Origin of the sequence: Hydrogenophaga palleronii NBRC 102513 (genome assembly GCF_001571225.1) — a bacterium.
GTDB classification, from domain to species: Bacteria; Pseudomonadota; Gammaproteobacteria; order Burkholderiales; family Burkholderiaceae_C; genus Hydrogenophaga; species Hydrogenophaga palleronii.
This window is the reverse complement of the sequence record NZ_BCTJ01000016.1, coordinates 50,590-68,124: the sequence shown is the minus strand read 5'-3', so window position 1 is coordinate 68,124 and position 17,535 is coordinate 50,590. Positions and strand designations below refer to the sequence as shown.

18 protein-coding genes are annotated in these 17,535 nt (G+C 66.6%); 12 read left to right on the top strand and 6 right to left on the bottom strand.

Annotated elements, in window-relative coordinates:
• Nucleotides 1–258: 258 nt before the first annotated feature.
• Entirely contained in the window at nucleotides 259–1,488 is a 1,230-nt protein-coding gene (gene coaBC, locus HPA01S_RS12900; RefSeq protein WP_066270578.1) for a bifunctional phosphopantothenoylcysteine decarboxylase/phosphopantothenate--cysteine ligase CoaBC, read from the bottom strand.
• 137 nt (nucleotides 1,489–1,625) lie between these two features.
• Here coaBC and pyrG point away from each other — a divergent pair, with 137 nt between their 5' ends.
• The 5 genes from pyrG to HPA01S_RS12875 all read left to right on the top strand — a co-directional run bounded on the left by pyrG (nucleotide 1,626) and on the right by HPA01S_RS12875 (nucleotide 6,695).
• A complete protein-coding gene (gene pyrG / locus HPA01S_RS12895; protein ID WP_066270576.1) occupies nucleotides 1,626–3,299 on the top strand; it encodes a CTP synthase in 1,674 nt (557 codons plus the stop codon).
• Between the two features lie 23 nt (nucleotides 3,300–3,322).
• The gene (kdsA, locus tag HPA01S_RS12890) at nucleotides 3,323–4,180 is read left to right on the top strand and encodes a 3-deoxy-8-phosphooctulonate synthase (RefSeq protein ID WP_066270574.1); all 858 of its coding nucleotides are present in this window, start codon (nucleotides 3,323–3,325) and stop codon (nucleotides 4,178–4,180) included.
• Between the two features lie 43 nt (nucleotides 4,181–4,223).
• The gene (eno, locus tag HPA01S_RS12885; protein WP_066270572.1) at nucleotides 4,224–5,510 is read left to right on the top strand and encodes a phosphopyruvate hydratase; all 1,287 of its coding nucleotides are present in this window, start codon (nucleotides 4,224–4,226) and stop codon (nucleotides 5,508–5,510) included.
• A 115-nt stretch (nucleotides 5,511–5,625) separates the two neighbouring features.
• Nucleotides 5,626–5,910 (top strand): septum formation initiator family protein, encoded by a 285-nt coding sequence (locus HPA01S_RS12880; protein WP_066270568.1) that lies wholly within the window; start codon nucleotides 5,626–5,628, stop codon nucleotides 5,908–5,910.
• Between the two features lie 92 nt (nucleotides 5,911–6,002).
• On the top strand, nucleotides 6,003–6,695 hold the full coding sequence (locus HPA01S_RS12875) for an AAA family ATPase (RefSeq protein WP_066270566.1): 693 nt from the start codon (nucleotides 6,003–6,005) through the stop codon (nucleotides 6,693–6,695).
• Between the two features lie 32 nt (nucleotides 6,696–6,727).
• On the opposite strand, the gene hslO is transcribed toward HPA01S_RS12875, so the two are convergent.
• Together hslO and HPA01S_RS12865 are read right to left on the bottom strand one after the other, a co-directional pair.
• Nucleotides 6,728–7,705, bottom strand: a complete 978-nt coding sequence (hslO, locus tag HPA01S_RS12870; protein ID WP_066270565.1) for an Hsp33 family molecular chaperone HslO — start codon at nucleotides 7,703–7,705, stop codon at nucleotides 6,728–6,730.
• A 51-nt stretch (nucleotides 7,706–7,756) separates the two neighbouring features.
• Nucleotides 7,757–8,281: a gamma carbonic anhydrase family protein gene (locus tag HPA01S_RS12865; RefSeq protein WP_066270562.1), complete on the bottom strand. Its 525-nt coding sequence runs from the start codon at nucleotides 8,279–8,281 to the stop codon at nucleotides 7,757–7,759.
• A gap of 47 nt (nucleotides 8,282–8,328) precedes the next feature.
• Between HPA01S_RS12865 and HPA01S_RS12860 the strand changes: the two genes are divergently transcribed.
• A complete protein-coding gene (locus tag HPA01S_RS12860; protein WP_066270560.1) occupies nucleotides 8,329–9,165 on the top strand; it encodes a ferritin-like domain-containing protein in 837 nt (278 codons plus the stop codon).
• A 129-nt stretch (nucleotides 9,166–9,294) separates the two neighbouring features.
• Here HPA01S_RS12860 and HPA01S_RS22730 read toward each other — a convergent pair whose 3' ends face one another.
• Both HPA01S_RS22730 and HPA01S_RS12855 read right to left on the bottom strand, forming a co-directional pair.
• Complete coding sequence (locus HPA01S_RS22730) at nucleotides 9,295–9,786, bottom strand: DUF4279 domain-containing protein (protein WP_169801530.1); 492 nt, start codon at nucleotides 9,784–9,786, stop codon at nucleotides 9,295–9,297.
• A 125-nt stretch (nucleotides 9,787–9,911) separates the two neighbouring features.
• Nucleotides 9,912–10,934 (bottom strand): NAD-dependent epimerase/dehydratase family protein, encoded by a 1,023-nt coding sequence (locus HPA01S_RS12855; protein ID WP_084360660.1) that lies wholly within the window; start codon nucleotides 10,932–10,934, stop codon nucleotides 9,912–9,914.
• 127 nt (nucleotides 10,935–11,061) lie between these two features.
• Between HPA01S_RS12855 and dbpA the strand changes: the two genes are divergently transcribed.
• From dbpA to HPA01S_RS12840, 3 genes are all read left to right on the top strand, one after another.
• On the top strand, nucleotides 11,062–12,456 hold the full coding sequence (gene dbpA / locus HPA01S_RS12850) for an ATP-dependent RNA helicase DbpA (RefSeq protein WP_066270556.1): 1,395 nt from the start codon (nucleotides 11,062–11,064) through the stop codon (nucleotides 12,454–12,456).
• A gap of 9 nt (nucleotides 12,457–12,465) precedes the next feature.
• The gene (locus HPA01S_RS12845) at nucleotides 12,466–13,383 is read left to right on the top strand and encodes an SdiA-regulated domain-containing protein (protein ID WP_245638647.1); all 918 of its coding nucleotides are present in this window, start codon (nucleotides 12,466–12,468) and stop codon (nucleotides 13,381–13,383) included.
• Between the two features lie 104 nt (nucleotides 13,384–13,487).
• Complete coding sequence (locus tag HPA01S_RS12840) at nucleotides 13,488–15,308, top strand: DEAD/DEAH box helicase (protein ID WP_066270550.1); 1,821 nt, start codon at nucleotides 13,488–13,490, stop codon at nucleotides 15,306–15,308.
• Here the strand turns inward: HPA01S_RS12840 and HPA01S_RS12835 are convergent.
• Nucleotides 15,305–15,733: a VOC family protein gene (locus HPA01S_RS12835; RefSeq protein WP_066270549.1), complete on the bottom strand. Its 429-nt coding sequence runs from the start codon at nucleotides 15,731–15,733 to the stop codon at nucleotides 15,305–15,307. The genes HPA01S_RS12840 and HPA01S_RS12835 overlap by 4 nt on opposite strands.
• 122 nt (nucleotides 15,734–15,855) lie before the next feature.
• Between HPA01S_RS12835 and HPA01S_RS12830 the strand changes: the two genes are divergently transcribed.
• From HPA01S_RS12830 to HPA01S_RS12820, 3 genes are read left to right on the top strand one after another with little or no spacing between them, the layout of a single operon-like run.
• Nucleotides 15,856–16,569 (top strand): YebC/PmpR family DNA-binding transcriptional regulator, encoded by a 714-nt coding sequence (locus HPA01S_RS12830; protein WP_066270547.1) that lies wholly within the window; start codon nucleotides 15,856–15,858, stop codon nucleotides 16,567–16,569.
• 44 nt (nucleotides 16,570–16,613) lie between these two features.
• Nucleotides 16,614–16,880, top strand: coding sequence for a DUF3297 family protein (locus HPA01S_RS12825; protein ID WP_066270542.1), 267 nt, complete (start codon nucleotides 16,614–16,616; stop codon nucleotides 16,878–16,880).
• 49 nt (nucleotides 16,881–16,929) lie between these two features.
• On the top strand, nucleotides 16,930–17,532 hold the full coding sequence (locus tag HPA01S_RS12820) for a hypothetical protein (protein ID WP_066270539.1): 603 nt from the start codon (nucleotides 16,930–16,932) through the stop codon (nucleotides 17,530–17,532).
• The last annotated feature ends 3 nt before the right edge of the window (nucleotides 17,533–17,535 follow it).

Sequence of the window (17,535 nt, the reverse complement as noted above, 5' to 3'; positions counted from 1 at the left end):
TCATGTGCAGACGTTGCAACCCCGTGATGCGGGCGATGCAGGGGCTCAGGGGGTGCAGTGCTCCGACAACTTGTCGCAACACAAGCCGCTCACATCCCAAAACCCTCTTGATTGCAGTGCTTTTACCGGGCCCGCTTGTTGCTTGGTGCGAACGAGCGCCCATGCACTTGCTGGAGAGCGCTCGTTGTCAAGCCTTCAAAAACGGACTCGACCGGGCACAAAACGGGGCCGACGCGTGCACCGCACCGGCCACCACTGTCACTTTCGCGACAGGCGGCGCGCGATCTCCACCACGAGCTGGCGCGCCAGCACCAGCTTGCTGGCGCGGGGCAGCTCGGTCAGGCCGTGCTCGTCCACCAGCAGCAGGGCGTTGTCGTCCTGCCCGAAAGTGGCCGGGCCGATGTTGCCCACCAGCAGCGGCACGCCCTTGCGCAGCCGCTTGGCCTGGGCGTGTTGTTCCAGGTCGTGGCTTTCGGCGGCAAAACCCACGCAGTAGAGCGCCCCGCTCTTCGCACGTGGCGAGGCGGCGATGCCGGCCAGGATGTCGGGGTTCTCGACGAAGGACAACGTGGGCACCTCGCCCGAACCGTCCTTCTTGATCTTCTGTTCCGCCGCTGTGGCCGGGCGCCAATCGGCCACCGCGGCGGCCGAGATGAACACCGTGGCGGCCGGCACCAGCAGGTCCAGGCTCTTCTGCATGTTGAGCGCGGACTTCACATTGACCCGCCCCACGCCCCGCGGCGTGGGCAGGCCCACCGGCCCGGCCACCAGCGTCACCTGGGCACCGGCCTCGTGGGCCGCGCGCGCAATGGCAAAACCCATCTTGCCGCTGGAGAGGTTGGTGAGGCCGCGCACCGGGTCGATGGCCTCGAAGGTCGGGCCCGCGCTCACCAGCACGTGCTGGCCAGCCAGCGGCTTGGACTGGAAGAAGCGCGCAATGTCGTACAGCAGCTCTTCGGGTTCGAGCATGCGGCCGTCGCCGGTTTCACCGCAGGCCTGGTCGCCCGCGCCCACGTCGAGCACGGTGGTGCCGTCGGCGCGCAGCTGCGCCACATTGCGCACCGTCGCGGGGTGGGCCCACATCTCGCGGTTCATGGCCGGCGCCAGGATCAGCGGCACGCGGTCGATGGGGCGCGCCAGGCACATCAGGCTGAGCAGGTCGTCGGCCCGGCCGTGCACCAGCTTGGCCATGAAGTCCGCGCTGGCGGGCGCGATCACGATGGCATCGGCCTCGCGGCTCAGGTTGATGTGGGCCATGTTGTTGTTCTGCCCGCCCGAAGTGCGCGCGTCCCACTGCGAGGTGAAGACCGGCCGGCCCGACAGCGCCTGCAGCGTGACCGCGGTGGCGAACTGCTCGGCCGCTTCGGTCATCACCACCTGCACCGTGGCGCCGTCCTTCACCAGCGCCCGGCACAGCTCGGCCGCCTTGTAGCAAGCAATGCCCCCCGAGAGGCCCAGCACGATGTGTTTTCCAGCGAGTTCGTTCATGCGCGCAATGTAGCAGTTGGCCCCTGCCCGGATGTCCGGTGTGGACAGGGGTCTGAAAGGGGCTGCCGGCGGGACCGAAAGGGGGCCCCCTATAATCCCCATTTCCACCTCCTGCGAGCAAGCGGCTCGCCCGAGACATGACCAAATTTGTGTTCGTTACCGGCGGTGTGGTGTCCTCTCTGGGCAAAGGCATCGCCTCCGCATCCCTGGCCGCTCTGCTAGAGTCCCGCGGCCTCAAAGTCACCCTCATCAAGCTCGACCCGTACATCAACGTGGATCCGGGCACCATGTCCCCCTTCCAGCACGGCGAGGTGTTCGTCACCGACGACGGCGCCGAGACCGACCTGGACCTGGGCCACTATGAGCGTTTCATCGAAACGCGCATGAAGAAGACCAACAACTTCACCACCGGCAAGATCTACCAGTCGGTGCTGGAGAAGGAACGCCGCGGCGACTACCTCGGCAAGACGGTGCAGGTGATCCCGCACGTCACCAACGAAATCCAGGAATTCATCCAGCGCGGCGCCGGCATCGGCACGGCCGATGCGGTGGACGTGGCCATCGTCGAAATCGGCGGCACCGTGGGTGACATCGAGTCCCTGCCCTTCCTGGAGGCCGTGCGCCAGATGAGCCTGCGCCTGGGCCCGAACAACTCGGCCTTTGTGCACCTGAGCTACGTGCCCTGGATCGCCGCCGCCGGCGAACTCAAGACCAAGCCCACGCAGCACACCGCCAAGGAGCTGCGCGCCATCGGTATCCAGGCCGACGCCCTGCTGTGCCGCGCCGACCGCCGCGTGCCCGACGACGAGCGCGCCAAGATCTCGCTGTTCTCCAACGTGCCCGAGTGGGGCGTGATCTCCATGTGGGACGTGGACACCATCTACAAGGTGCCACGCATGCTGCACGAGCAGGGCCTGGACGGCCTGATCTGCGACAAGCTGCGCATCAACACGCCGCCGGCCAACCTCAAGCGCTGGGACGACCTGGTGTACGAGGTGGAGCACCCGAAGGCCACGGTGAAGATCGCCATGGTCGGCAAATATGTCGACCTGTCGGACAGCTACAAGTCGCTCAACGAAGCGCTGCGCCACGCCGGCATGCGCAACCATGCCAAGGCACAGATCGAGTACATCGATTCGGAAACCATCGAGCCCGGCAACGTGGCGAAGATCCTCGGCCTGTACGACGCCATCCTGGTACCCGGCGGCTTCGGCAAACGCGGCGTGGAAGGCAAGATCTGCGCGGCGCGTTACGCCCGCGAACAGAAGGTGCCCTACCTCGGCATCTGCCTGGGCATGCAGGTTGCCACCATCGAGTACGCGCGCCATGTGGCCGGCCTGAAGGACGCCAACAGCACCGAGTTCGAACCCGACACGCCGCACCCGGTGATCGCCCTGATCACCGAGTGGAAGGACGCCGACGGCAGCATCCAGCAGCGCAGCGCAAGCTCCGACCTGGGCGGCACCATGCGCCTGGGCTCACAAAGCTCCGACGTGGCCGACGGCACGCTGGCGCGCCAGATCTACGGCCCGGTGGTCACCGAGCGCCACCGCCACCGCTACGAAGCCAACGTGAACTACCTGGACCAGCTGCGCCAGGCCGGCCTGGTGATCGCGGCGCTCACGCAGCGCGAGCAGCTCACCGAAATGGTCGAGCTGCCGCAGCAGGTGCACCCCTGGTACGTGGGCGTGCAGTTCCACCCCGAGTTCAAGTCCACACCGTGGGACGGCCACCCGCTGTTCAACGCCTACATCAAGGCGGCACTGGACCACCAGGGCCAGCCGGCGGCGAAAGCCGCCGTCGCTGCCTGAGTCCTGCCGATCGGAGCCTTCCCATGAAACTCTGCGACTTTCACATCGGACTCGACCACCCGTTCTTCCTGATCGCAGGCCCCTGCGTGATCGAGTCCGAGCAGCTGCAGATGGACGTGGCGGGCCAGCTGAAGGAAATCACCGCCTCACTCGGTGTGCCCTTCATCTTCAAGAGCAGCTTCGACAAGGCCAACCGCAGCAGCGGCACCAGCTACCGCGGCCCGGGCCGTGACAAGGGCCTGGAGATCCTGGCCAAGGTCAAGCGCGAGCTCGGCGTGCCGGTGCTCACCGACGTGCACAGCGAAGAAGACATCCGCGATGCCGCCCAGGTCTGCGACGTGCTGCAGACCCCGGCCTTCCTGTGCCGCCAGACCGATTTCATCCGCGCCGTCGCCCAGAGTGGCAAGCCGGTGAACATCAAGAAGGGCCAGTTCCTCGCGCCGCACGACATGAAGAACGTGATCGACAAGGCCCGTGCCGCCGCCAAGGAAGCCGGCCTGGACGAAGACAGCTTCATGGCCTGCGAACGCGGCGCCAGCTTCGGCTACAACAACCTGGTGTCCGACATGCGTGGCCTGGCCATCATGCGCGAGACCGGTGCGCCGGTGGTGTTCGACGCCACCCACAGCGTGCAGCTGCCCGGCGGCCAGGGCACCAGCAGCGGCGGCCAGCGCGAGATGGTGCCGGTGCTGGCGCGCGCGGCGGTGGCCGTGGGCGTGGCCGGCCTGTTCATGGAAACCCACCCCGATCCTGCCAAGGCCCTGAGCGACGGCCCCAACGCCGTGCCGCTCAAACACATGAAGGCCTTGCTCGAGACCCTGATCGCCCTCGACGGCGTGACCAAGAAGAACGGTTTCCTCGAAGACCGTTTCAACGCCTGATCTTTTCCATTTTTTATCGTTCTCACCCAGAGGTAATGAATCCATGAGTGCAATCGTTGACATCGTTGGCCGCGAAATCCTCGACAGCCGCGGCAACCCCACCGTCGAATGCGACGTGCTGCTGGAAAGCGGCGTGATGGGCCGTGCGGCCGTGCCCTCGGGCGCCTCCACCGGTTCGCGCGAAGCCATCGAGCTGCGCGACGGCGACAAGAGCCGTTACCTCGGCAAGGGCGTGCTCAAGGCGGTGGAGAACATCAACACCGAAATCAGCGAAGCCGTGCTGGGCCTGGACGCCTCCGAGCAGGCCTTCCTGGACAAGACCCTGATCGACCTCGACGGCACCGACAACAAGGGTCGCCTGGGCGCCAACGCCATGCTGGCGGTTTCCATGGCCGTGGCCCGCGCCGCCGCCGAAGAAGCCGGCCTGCCGCTGTACCGCTATTTCGGCGGCATGAGCGCGGTGCAGATGCCGGTGCCGATGATGAACATCATCAACGGCGGCGCACACGCCAACAACTCGCTCGACCTGCAAGAGCTGATGATCATTCCAGTGGGCGCACCGAGCTTCCGCGAAGCCCTGCGCTGGGGCGCCGAGGTGTTCCACGCCCTCAAGGCCATCCTGCACGACAAGCACATCAGCACCGCCGTGGGCGACGAAGGCGGTTTCGCGCCCTCGGTCGAAAACCACGAAGCCGCGCTGCAACTGATCCTGCAGGCCATCGACAAGGCCGGCTACACCGCCGGCGAGCAGATCGCCCTCGGCCTGGACTGCGCCGCCAGCGAGTTCTACAAGGACGGCAAGTACGTGCTCGAAGGCGAAGGCGGCATCGCCCTGACCGCCGAGCAGTGGACCGACATGCTGGCCACCTGGGTCGACAAGTACCCCATCGTGTCCATCGAAGACGGCATGGCCGAAGGCGACTGGGACGGCTGGAAGGTGCTGACCGACCGCCTGGCGAACAAGGTGCAGCTGGTGGGCGACGACCTGTTCGTCACCAACACCAAGATCCTGAAAGAAGGCATCGACAAGGGCATCGCCAACTCGATCCTGATCAAGATCAACCAGATCGGCACGCTGACCGAAACCTTCGCCGCCATCGAGATGGCCAAGCGCGCCGGCTACACCGCCGTCATCAGCCACCGCTCGGGCGAGACCGAAGACAGCACCATCTCCGACATCGCCGTGGGCACCAACGCCGGCCAGATCAAGACCGGTTCGCTCTCGCGCTCGGACCGCATGGCCAAGTACAACCAGCTGCTGCGCATTGAGGAAGACCTGGGCGAAGTGGCGGTGTACCCAGGCCGCGCTGCCTTCTACAACCTCAAGTAAACGTGGCTGCCACGCCGCGCCGCCACACGCGCCAGCACCCCTGCCAAGGGGCTGGCCATTGGCACGCGGCGTGTGGTGCGGGTGACCGAATGCTTTTCGGTGACAATCAGAGCCCATGGCCCGCCGCTTGATTCCCCTTCTGCTGATCGCCTTGCTGGTGGTGGTGCACGCCCAACTGTGGTTCGGGCGCGGCAGCGTGCCGCAGGTGACGAGCATGAAGCAGCAACTCGCCCTGCAAGACCAGGCCAACCGCGATGCTGGACTGCGCAACGACCAGTTGCGCAACGAGGTGCGCAACCTGCAGGAAGGCCTGGACATGGTCGAAGAACTCGCCCGCCAGGAACTGGGCATGGTCAAGCCCAACGAGATCTTTGTGCAGATCGCCAAGGGCAGGCCCTGAGCGAGACGCTCTGAGTCTGTGGTCACGCAGACCCGTCAACGCCGCTGCGGCGTTGACACACCCGGCCCCTCCCCCACCATGAAGCGCGCGCCATGAGCATCCCCGGCCACGCCCCCGTCATCGCCCTGCTCGGCGGCGAGTCCAGCGGCAAGAGCACACTGGCCCTGGCCTTGCAACAAAGGCTGCAGGCGGAGCACGGCCTGCAGGTGGCCGTCGTGCCCGAGCACCTGCGCCACTGGTGCGAACAACAAGGCCGCGCACCACACGCCCATGAGCAGGCCGCCATCGCGGCCGAACAGAGCCGCCGGATCCGCGCCGCGCAAGACACCCCGGGCATCGGCCTGGTGATCGCCGACACCACAGCCCTGATGGTGGCGGTGTACAGCGCGCAGTACTTCAACGACCGCAGCCTGCTGGCCGACGCACTGGCCGAACAGGGCCGCCACAGCCTCACGCTGCTGATGGGCCTGGACCTGCCCTGGACACCCGACGGCCTGCACCGCGACAGCCCGCAGGCGCGCGCCCGCACCGATGCCCTGCTGCGGCAGGAACTGCAGGCTGCGGACGTGGCCTTCCAAGCCGTTCATGGTGCGGGTGCGGCGCGCGAGCGGCAGGCCCTGCGCGCCATCGGCCGCCTGCTCGGGCGCGCCCTGCTGGCCGAAGACCCGGCGCTGGCCCACGGCCTGCGCCCCTGGTCTTGCGACAACTGCAGCGACCCGGTGTGTGAACACCGGCTGTTCACCGCATTGCTCAAGACCGGTGCGCCCACCCGGACCGAGTCATGAAGACCGGCCGGACGGGCGCTACGGCCCCCCGCTCAGTGAACGCCGGGTGAGCCGGGCGGCTGGATTTCCGGCTGCAGGAAGACCTGGGCTGCGTCCACCGGATCAAAGCGGTACTGCGCGCCACAGAACTCACAACCCACTTCCACCTGGCCTTGTTCGGTCAGGATCGACTCCACCTCGTCGCGGCCTAGGCCGCGCAGCATGTTGCTCACGCGCTCGCGCGAGCAGGTGCAGGAGAAACGTGGCCCCGTCTCGCCCATGAGCGGCTCGAAGCGCAGCAGCTTCTCTTCCCAGAACAGGCGGTGCAGGATGGTGTCGGCATCCAGGCCCAGCAACTCCTCGCGCTTCAGGCTGGAGGCCAGGATCGCGATGCGGTTGTAGTCCTCGTTCTGGCCGATCTGGTCTTCGTCGCGCGCCACCGACTGGCCGGCCAGGTTGCCCTCGCCTTGCAGCGGCAGGCGCTGGATCAGCAGGCCGGCGGCCATCTTGTCGTCGGCGGCCAGCACCAGGCGCGTGTCGAGCTGCTCGCTCTGCAGCATGTAGTGCTCGATCACGTCGCTGAGTCTTTCCAGCTTCTCGCGCTTGTCGCCAAACAGCGGCACCACGCCCTGGTAGGGCTGCTGGCCCGGCAGGCGGTCCTTGGGGTCGAGCGTGATGGCGCAGCGGCCCTGGTTGTTCACGTTGACCATGTGCGACAGCGGCGCATCGGCCGCCACTTCGCCCTTCACCGTGGCGGTAGCGCGCAGGCTCAGGTCGGGCTGCACCTCGGCCACGGCCAGCTTCACCGGGCCGTCGCCCATGATCTGCATGATCAGCGCGCCGTTGAACTTGATGTTGGCCTGCATCAGCGTGGCGGCCGCGGTCATCTCGCCCAGCAGCTCGGTGACGGCCGCGGGATAACCGCCACCATCGCGGTGGCGTTGCAGGATGTCTTGCCAGGCATCGGTGAGGCGCACCAGCATGCCGCGCACGGGCATGCCTTCAAAGACGAATTTGTGGAGTTCGGACACGCAGGGCTTTCGGAGACAGTCAGAAAAAAATCGAAGGGAAGCAGGTGGTGCTCAGGCCAGCTTTTTCAAGCCCTGGCGGTAGCGTGCGGCGTTCTCGATGTAGTGGTGCGCGCTGCGGCGCAGGCCCTCGATCTGCTCTGGCGTGAGCGTCTTCACCACACGCGCCGGGCTGCCGAGGATCATGCTGCCATCGGGAAACTCCTTGCCCTCGGTGACCAGCGCGCGCGCACCCACCAGGCAGTTCTTGCCGATCTTCGCGCCGTTGAGCACGGTGGCGCCGATGCCGATCAGGGTCTCGTCGCCGATGGTGCAGCCGTGCAGCATCACCTGGTGGCCCACCGTCACGTTCGCGCCCAGCGTCAGCGGAAAGCCGATGTCGGCGTGCATCACGCTGCCATCCTGGATGTTGCTGCCCGCGCCCACGGTGATGGTTTCGGTGTCGCCACGCAACACGGCACCGAACCAGACGCTGCTGTCGGCTTCCAGCACCACGTTGCCCATCACCTGCGCGCTGTCGGCCACCCAGGCCGATGCCGCCAGTTGCGGTGCCACGCCGTCGAGTTCGTAGATTGCCATGGGGGAGTCTCCGTTGTCGGTCTTTGATGAAACCTAGAATTGTAGGGATGCAAGCCACCGTCACCCTGTCGCCCCCGTCCCTGCGCGCCAGCGCCCTGGCCGCCCTGTGCGAGAGCGATCCGGCCCGCAAGGTGGCGGCCACACAGGCGCTGTGGGCCGCCTGGTCGGCCGGCGAAACCACGCTGGACACCGCAGAGCGCCTGCAGCCGCCCCCGAACACCACCCTGCCCGGCCGCCCCGCGCGGCCCGAACTGCTTGCACCGGTGGACGTGCCGCAGCGCTCGCCCTTCACGCCGCCCGGCCTGGCGATGCTGCTGCACGCGGTGACCCACATCGAGTTCAACGCCATCAACCTGGCGTTGGACGCGGTCTGGCGTTTCCCCGACATGCCGGCCGACTTCTACAGCGACTGGCTGCACGTGGCACACGAAGAAGCCATCCACTTCGAACTGCTGCGCACCCACCTGGAAAGCCTGGGCCACCACTACGGCGACTTCGCGGCGCACGGCAGCCTGTGGGAGATGTGTGTGCGCACGCAAGAGGACATCACCGCCCGCATGGCCCTGGTGCCGCGCACCATGGAAGCCCGCGGCCTGGACGCCACACCACCGATGCAGGCACGCCTGCGCAAGGTTGGCACACCGGCGGCGCTGCGCGCGGTGGAGATTCTGGACGTGATCCTGCGCGACGAGATCGGCCACGTGGCAGTGGGCAACCGCTGGTATGGCTGGTTGTGTGCGCAGCAAAGCATCGAGCCGCTGAGCCACTACCGCCGGCTGGCGCGTGCACACTCGGCGCCACGCCTGAAGCCACCGTTCAACGACTCGGCTCGGCTGGCGGCGGGGTTCAGCCAGGCGGAGCTGGATGCGTTGCTGCAGTCCTGATCGGGCTGCGCCGGCTCGGGGCTATCTGATGGCGGCGCAGCACGGCAAGATGCCAATTGCGTAGCCAGACCGTGGCGCGGCCGGCTTACGCCAATGTCTAGAATGACCGCGATCGGCCAAGAGCGGCATTCAATCGTTCTCCCTGGCGGCATCACAGTACACGTCAAACCACACAGAAATCTGTCGCTCGCCAAGGAAGCGGAGGAGCTCTGGTTGCAAGGTGAAATCACCATTCCAACCTGTTAAGTCCAGCCCTATCGACAGCCTTAAACTACATTTCTCGAAAACTGGCCGCCATACCTCTAGGTCCTTTGGCAACATAGCAAGAAGCTCTTCCACTGCCGAACCTACATCCCATTCATCGGTTTGATGCTTCTTAATTTGAAGTTTCCAGCTTCCGTGGTCGGGTAGCTTCACCAATGGCGGCCAGTCGGCATCCAGCACGGGAACTCCTTTGGTCCGGCTTCTCGTCGGCTCTACCCCAAAGACACGCGAGATTTCCTCAGGTATCAAATCGTCAGCTGTAACGGTGAGGCCGATGGAGAACCAACCAATGGGCTCAATCAGCGTGATCGTTTCTGGAGGCGCGTCGGGCGGGGGTAGCGGAAATGGGTCTTGCATGTGGTGAATTGTGTGGCAGCTCGTAGCATCTTCGTCGCATACCGCTTTGGGCCCAAAGCAGCTCTCAAGGCCCTGCTCCATTCAGCCAATCCAGCGAACCGCGCAACAACAACCACGCCACCCACTCAAGACAACCGGAAGTCATCCCGCAACGCCACCCGCCGATGAGTCACCGGCAGCGGCGCGCGCCCCAGCAGCGGCGGCAGCGCGTTCGGCAGCGGCATGTTGTCGCGCTGCAGCAGGATCCAGTGGCCGTAGCTGAAGGGGCTGAAGCGGAACAGGTCGCACAGGTGCGCGCCGGTGCGGCTCATCCAGTCGGGCAGCTGCACCTGCAGTGCCGGTGCCACCGGTTGTTCGGTGTGCTCCACACCGCGCAGCAGCTGCAGGTATTCACGGTAGGCAAACAGGCGCTCACCGCCCAGGTTGGCTTCGCGCTGGCCGGAGAGGGTGGGCATTCTGGCGAGCACGGCATAGGCCTGGCCGAGGTCGCTGGCCTGCAGTGCGGCAATGCGGCCGGTGGCGCCGCGCGGCACGAAGTGCACCGGCCAGCCCGCCAGCATGCGCAGCCAGCTGGCACCAAAACCGCCCAGGCCATCGATCAACGAGGGGCGCACGATGCAGTGGTCGGCCCCGCTGGCCTGGATGGCCTGCTCGCCGCGCAGCTTGCTCGACAGGAAGCGGCTCTTCGCGCCTTCGTGCAGGCCCAGGGCCGAGGTGTGGATGAGCCGCACGCCCGCGGCAGCGCAGGCGGTGGCCAGTGCGCGCGGCATGGCGTGGTGCACCTGCTCGTAACTCTCGCCGCTGCGCTGGCGCAGGATGCCGACGCAGTTGATGACCACGTCCACCTCCTCCAGCTGCGCCTGCCAGGCGGCAGGCTCCAGCACCGTGTGCAAGGGCAGGAAGCGCCAGCGCAGCCGATCGTGGTCGGCGTTCGCCAGCGTGGCGGGTGCAGGCGCCGTGCCTGCTGCGCCATGCGGGCGGCGCACGCCCAGCACCTGCGCGCCGTCGGCCAGCAGGGCCTGCACCACGTGGTGGCCGATGAAGCCGCTGGCGCCGAGCACCATGGCGCGCAGCGGCCGCGCCGCACTGGCTGTGGCGCCAGTGTGCATCGCCTCGTGGCCCGGCCGTTCTTGTTGCTCCGAAAACATCTGCGGCCTCCCCTGCCGGTGCCCGACAGACAGGCGTGTGCGGCGGATTCTACGGGCGCGAGTGGGTGACGATTGAGCGCCGAAGCGCGTGATCGAGGCCGCCGTGGTCGATCCCGGATAATTCGGGATGACTTCCGCACCCTCGACCGCCTTCAGCACCCTGCCCCTTTCGCCCGCCACCCTGGCCAACCTGGAGCAGCTGGGCTACACCGCCATGACGGCGATCCAGGCCGCCGCCCTGCCCCCCGCCTTGCTCGGCAAGGACATCATTGCCCAGGCCAAGACAGGCAGCGGCAAGACCGCCGCCTTTGCCCTGGCCCTGCTGGCCAACCTGAACCCGCGCCGTTTTGCGGTGCAGACGCTGGTGCTGTGCCCCACGCGCGAACTGGCCGACCAGGTGACCACCGAAATCCGCCGCCTCGCGCGCGCCGAAGACAACATCAAGGTCGTCACGCTGTGTGGTGGCGTGCCACTGCGCGGCCAGCTCGCCACGCTGGAGCACGGCGCGCACATCGTGGTGGGCACACCGGGCCGCATCATGGACCACCTGGAACGTGGCAGCCTGCAGCTGGACGCGCTCAACACCCTGGTGCTGGACGAAGCCGACCGCATGCTGAACATGGGCTTCTTCGACGACATCGTCACCGTCGCCCGCCAGTGCCCGAAGGCACGCCAGACCCTGCTGTTCTCCGCCACCTACCCCGAGGGCATCGCCAAGCTCAGCGCGCAGTTCATGCGTGAGCCGGTCACCATCAAGGTGGAAGCGCAGCACGCCGGCGCGCAGATCGAGCAGCGCTGGTACGAGGTGAGCGAGAACGAACGGCTCGACACCGTGAGCAAGTTGCTCGCCCACTTCCGCCCGGCGAGCACGCTGGCCTTCTGCAACACCAAGGCGCAATGCCGCGACCTCGTGGCGGTGCTGCAGGCGCAAGGCATCAGCGCGCTGGCGCTGTTCGGCGAACTCGAACAACGTGAGCGCGACCAGGTGCTGGTGCGGTTTTCCAACCGCAGTTGCTCGGTGCTGGTGGCCACCGACGTGGCCGCGCGGGGCCTGGACATTGCCAGCCTCGCCGCCGTGATCAACGTGGACGTGACGCCCGACCCCGAGGTGCACATCCACCGCATCGGCCGCACCGGCCGCGCCGGCGAAACCGGCCTGGCGCTCAACCTCGCCAGCCTGGACGAGATGGGCAGCGTCGGCAAGATCGAACACCTGCAGGGCCGCGAATCGGCGTGGCATCCGCTGAACGAATTGCAACCGGCCAGCCGCGAGCCCCTGGTGCCACCCATGGCCACGCTGCACATCCAGGGCGGCCGCAAGGAAAAGATCCGCCCCGGCGACGTGCTGGGCGCGCTCACCGCCGACCTCGGCTACACGCGCGAGCAGGTGGGCAAGATCAACGTCAACGAATGGTCCACCTACGTTGCGGTGGACCGCGACATCGCCCAACAGGTGGCAAGCCGGCTCAACGCCGGCCGCATCAAGGGCAAGAGCGTGAAGGTGCGGGTGCTGGAAGACTGAGTGAGCGCCATGCACCTGCTGCGCAAGCGCTGGGTCTGGGTGACCCTCATCACCCTGGCTGTGCTCTTCGTCTGGTACTTCAAGGTGCTCACCCTGGGTTACTACTGGGCCAGCACCAGCCTGCGCGCCGCGCAGTGGCAGGGCAAATCGCTCTGGCTGCCCGACTACCGCGTGACGGTGGAAGCGCTGCCGGTGCAGGGCCTGAGCCGCAACGCCTCCGGCCTCACCTTCAACACCGAGACCGGCACACTGTTCACCGTGATCAACCGGCCACCGCAGGTTGCCGAACTCACACCCGACGGCCAGCTGCTGCGCGTCATCGCGCTCAACGGCGTAAAGGACCCGGAGGGCATCACCCATGTGCAGGGCGACACCTACGTGGTGTCCGACGAGTCGAGCCACACCATGTACTGGGTGAAGATCGGTGCCGATGCCACGCGCGCCTCGGTTCAAGGCTCCTCCAGCCTGGGCCTGGGCATCGACACTGTGCACAACAGCAGCTTTGAAGGCGTGTCCTGGGACAGCCGGCACGACCGCCTGTACGTGGTGAAGGAAAAACTGCCGCTGCGCGTGCTGGTGATCAGCGGGCTCGACGTGTTCAACGAATCGCGCGGTTTCAACATCGACATCAGCGAATGGCAGTCTTCGCGCTCGGCCTCGCTGTTCATGAGCGACCTCTCTTCGCTCACCCTGCACGACCCGACCGGCCACCTGCTGTTGCTGAGCGACGAGTCGGCGCTGATCGCCGAGTACGCACCCGACGGCCAGCCCGTCAGCGTGATGCCTTTGTGGCGCGGCCTGCATGGCCTGCGGCGCAAGGTGCCGCAACCCGAAGGCCTGGCGGTGGGCCCCGATGGCGCGATCTACGTGCTGTCCGAGCCCAATCTGTTCTACCGCTTCGAACGGCCAAAGCGACCGCCGGGTTGATCCATCCGGCCATGCGGCAATAAGTCACGCTCACAGGGTTGTAGCAAGCACGTTCCTCTGCATGATGTGCCTTTGATTTCCAACCGCGTGTTCGTGACCCGCCCATGGCAACCCTCATTCCATCGATCGGCAGCACCTCGTTCGACTCCACCGGCGAACGCCGGCTCGCCGAGCGGCTTGAGCAAAAGCTCGATGCCGACTACCTGCTGTGGCACAACGTGCCCATCGGCCCCAAACAGACCCACCCCGACTTTGTGGTGCTGCACCCGCGGCGTGGCTTGTTGATCCTGGAGACCAAGGACTGGCATCTGGACACGGTCAAGGAAGCCACCCGGCAGTACTGGACCATTTTGTCCAACGGCTCACCCAAGGTGCTGATCAACCCGCTGGCGCAGGCGAGGCATTGCGCGATCCAGGTCGTCAACGCCCTGGAGCGTGATCCGCAACTGGTGCAGCCCGGTGGCCCGCACCAGGGCAAGCTCGCGTTTCCATGGGGGCATGGGGTGGTGTTCACGCGGATCACGCGCAAGCAGTTCGAAGCAGCCGGCCTGCACGAGGCCATCGAGCCCCACTACGTGATCTGCAAGGACGAGATGGAAGAGTCGGCCGACCCGGAGGCCTTCCAGCAGCGGCTGTGGAACATGTTCCCGCACAGCTTTGGTGGCGCGATGACGTTGCCGCAGGTTGATCGTGTGCGCTGGATCCTGTTTCCGCAGGTGCGCGTGCCTGTGCAAGGCAGCATCTTCGACGACAACGATGCCGAGGCAGAGTTGCCCGGCATCATGCGCGTGATGGACCTGCAGCAGGAACAGCTTGCGCGCTCGCTGGGCGACGGCCACCGTGTGATCCACGGCGTGGCGGGCTCGGGCAAGACCATGATCCTCGGCTACCGCGCCGAACACCTCGCCAAGGCCCACACACCCACCAGCAAACCCATTCTGGTGCGGTGCTTCAACGTGCCGCTGGCCGCGCAACTGGCCAGCGTGATGGAGGCCAAGGGCCTGTCGCACGCGGTGCATGTGCGCAACTTCCACAAATGGTGCCGCCAGCAGTTGGTGGCCTTCGGGCAGCCCATCCCTTCGCAGGGCCCGGGGATGTTCGACGAGATGGTGGACAACGTGATCCGCGGCGTGGAGCGTTCGCACATCCCCGGCGGCCAGTACCAGGCGGTGCTGATCGACGAAGGCCACGACTTCGCGCCCGAGTGGCTCAAGCTGGTGACGCAGATGGTGGACCCGGCCACCAACAGCCTGCTGCTGCTTTACGACGATGCGCAAAGCATCTACGAACGGGCGCGCGGCAAACACTTCAGCTTCAAGAGCGTGGGCGTGCAGGCGCAGGGCCGCACCACCATCTTGAAGATCAACTACCGCAATACGCGGCAGATCCTGCAGACCGCGAGCCTGATCGCGGCCGATCTGCTGACCGCCGACGACAAGGACGACGACGGCGTGCCGCTGGTCAAACCGGTGAGCTGTGGCCGCGACGGTGAAGCGCCCATGGTCATCCGCCTGCCCAGCCTGCGCGACGAAGCCTTCACCATCGCCGACCACCTTCGCGCGGCCCACCAGCAAGGCCATGCCTGGGGCGACATGGCCATCCTGTGCCGCGACTGGAGCACGATGGACCTCTGCGCCGACGCGCTCGAACAGCGCAGGTTGCCGCACGCGGTGCACAAGAAGGCAGGGACATTCACACCCGGTGCCGATGTGATCCAGATCATGACCATGAAGGTCAGCAAGGGCCTGGAGTTTCCGGTGGTCGCCCTGCCCGGCGCCGGCCACATGCCCGGCGCCGGCGAAGACGAAACCGAAGCCGCGCGCGTGCTCTACGTGGCGGCCACACGCGCCACGCACAAGCTGCTGATCACCCTCAGCGGCGACGGTGGCCTGGGCCAGCGGCTGGTTGAACGGGTGGCGGCCTAGAACGTCACCGTCACCGACCGCGCACTGCGCTTCGCCTCGCCGTGGTACACGGCCTCGATGTTGTTGCCGTCGGGGTCGATGACGAAAGCGGCGTAATAACCCGGGTGGTAACTGCGCTCGCCCGGCGCGCCGTTGTCCTTGCCGCCGGCGGCCAGGGCGGCGGCGTGGAAGGCATCCACCATTGCGCGGTTTTCGGCCTGGAAGGCCAGGTGGTGGCGGCCGGTAAGGTGTCCGGTGGCGGCGGCGCTGTCCAGGCCGGTGACAAACAATTCGTCGGCCCAGAAGTAGTCTGCCTCGGCACCGCCCATCGGCACCTGCAGGGCCTGCAGCACGGCGGTGTAAAAGGTCTGGCTGGCGGCCAGATCGCGAACGACCAACTGCACATGATCGATCAGGCGGCCGCGGTGAATTTCCTGCGTTTCCATGGATGCTCCCTTCGTGTCTTTGGATCCGGACGGCCATGCTAATTCGGTTGGCGGGCGCTCGGCAAGCTGCCCGGCGGGCACTAAACTCATGGCCCCGAACCGTCACACATCAGGAGCAGCCCATGGGCGCACAGTGGAAAGCCAAGCACAAAGACCTCGCCGCCAATGCCAAGGGCCGGCTGTTCGGCAAACTCGCGAAGGACATCATGATCGCCGCGCGCCACGGCGCCGACCCGGCGGCCAATGCCCGCCTGCGGCTGGTGGTGGAGCAGGCGCGCAAGGTCTCCATGCCCAAGGACACACTGGACCGCGCCATCAAGAAAGGCGCCGGGCTGACCGGCGAAACGGTGCACTTCGACCACGTGATCTACGAAGGTTTTGCGCCGCACCGTGTGCCGGTGATGGTCGAGTGCCTGACCGACAACGTGAACCGCGCCGCCTCCGACATGCGCGTGCTGTTCCGCAAGGGCCAGCTCGGCACCTCGGGCTCGGTGTCCTGGGACTTTGACCACGTCGGCCTGATCGAAGCCGAAGCGGCCCGCAAGGACGCCGACGCCGAAGTGGCCGCCATCGAAGCCGGTGCGCAGGACTTTCACCCCGCCGACGAAGACGGCGTGACCGTGTTCCTGACCGACCCGACCGACCTCGATCTGGTCAGCCGCGCCCTGCCCGCCCAGGGTTTCACCGTGCTCTCGTCCAAGCTCGGCTACAAGCCCAAGAACCCCATTGCCCCCGACAGCCTAAGCGCCGAGCAGCTGGAGGAGGTGGAGGCTTTCCTGGCCGCACTCGACGCCAACGAAGACGTGCAGAACGTGTTCGCCGGCCTGGGCGGCTGAGCGCTTCACAAAACCACCCACCGAACTGACGGACAATCCCCGCCATGAGCGAAGAAACCCAAACGTCCCCCTCCCCCGGCCGCCCCGAGCTGCCCGACCACCTCTCGATCGACCCGCGCAGCCTGCACCACGTGGCCGCCGTGTTCGAACACGACATCGGCATCCGTTTCAACGGCAAGGAGCGCTTTGACGTCTCCGAATACTGCATCAGCCAGGGCTGGGTGAAAGTGCCCTCGGGCAAGACGCTGGACCGCAAGGGCAACCCGCTGCTGATCCAGCTCAAGGGCAAGGTCGAAGCCTTCTACAAATAGAGACCACTTGCCCAGAACCTGCGCCGCACAATGCCCTCCAAAGGCCATCATGCGACGCAGATCCCTCCTCCTCTCCCTTCCCGCCCTCCTGCCCGGCCTGCCCCTCATGCTGGGCGGCACCCTGCCGGCCCGCGCGGCCGATCTCGACACCGAAGACCGGGCCGATGGCCCACCCGGCTACAAGGTGTCGCTGGCGCAGATGCAGCAAGGAGTGGGCACGCGCTTTCCACGCCGCTACCCGGTGCAGGGCCTGCTCGATCTGGAGCTGCAAACCCCGCGCCTGCAACTGCTGCCCGAACAGAACCGCCTGCGCGCCGAGATGGCGGTGGTGGCCGCCGGCCCGGCGCTCAACCGCGCCCACCAGGGCAGTTTCGATGTGGATTTCGGCCTGCGTTACGAGCCCAGCGACCGCACGCTGCGCGCCCACCAACTGCGGCTGGCGCGGCTGGCCTTTCCCACGCTGCAGCCACGCGTGAGCGAGATGCTCAACGCCTATGCCCCGCGGCTGGCCGATCAGTCGCTGCGCGAGGTCGTGCTGCACGAGCTGAGCGCACAAGACCTGCGCGCGGTGGACGCCATGGGCATGCAACCGGGCGAGATCACCATCACCGCCACCGGCCTGGTGGTCGGCCTGGTGCCCAAACCGTTCTGACCT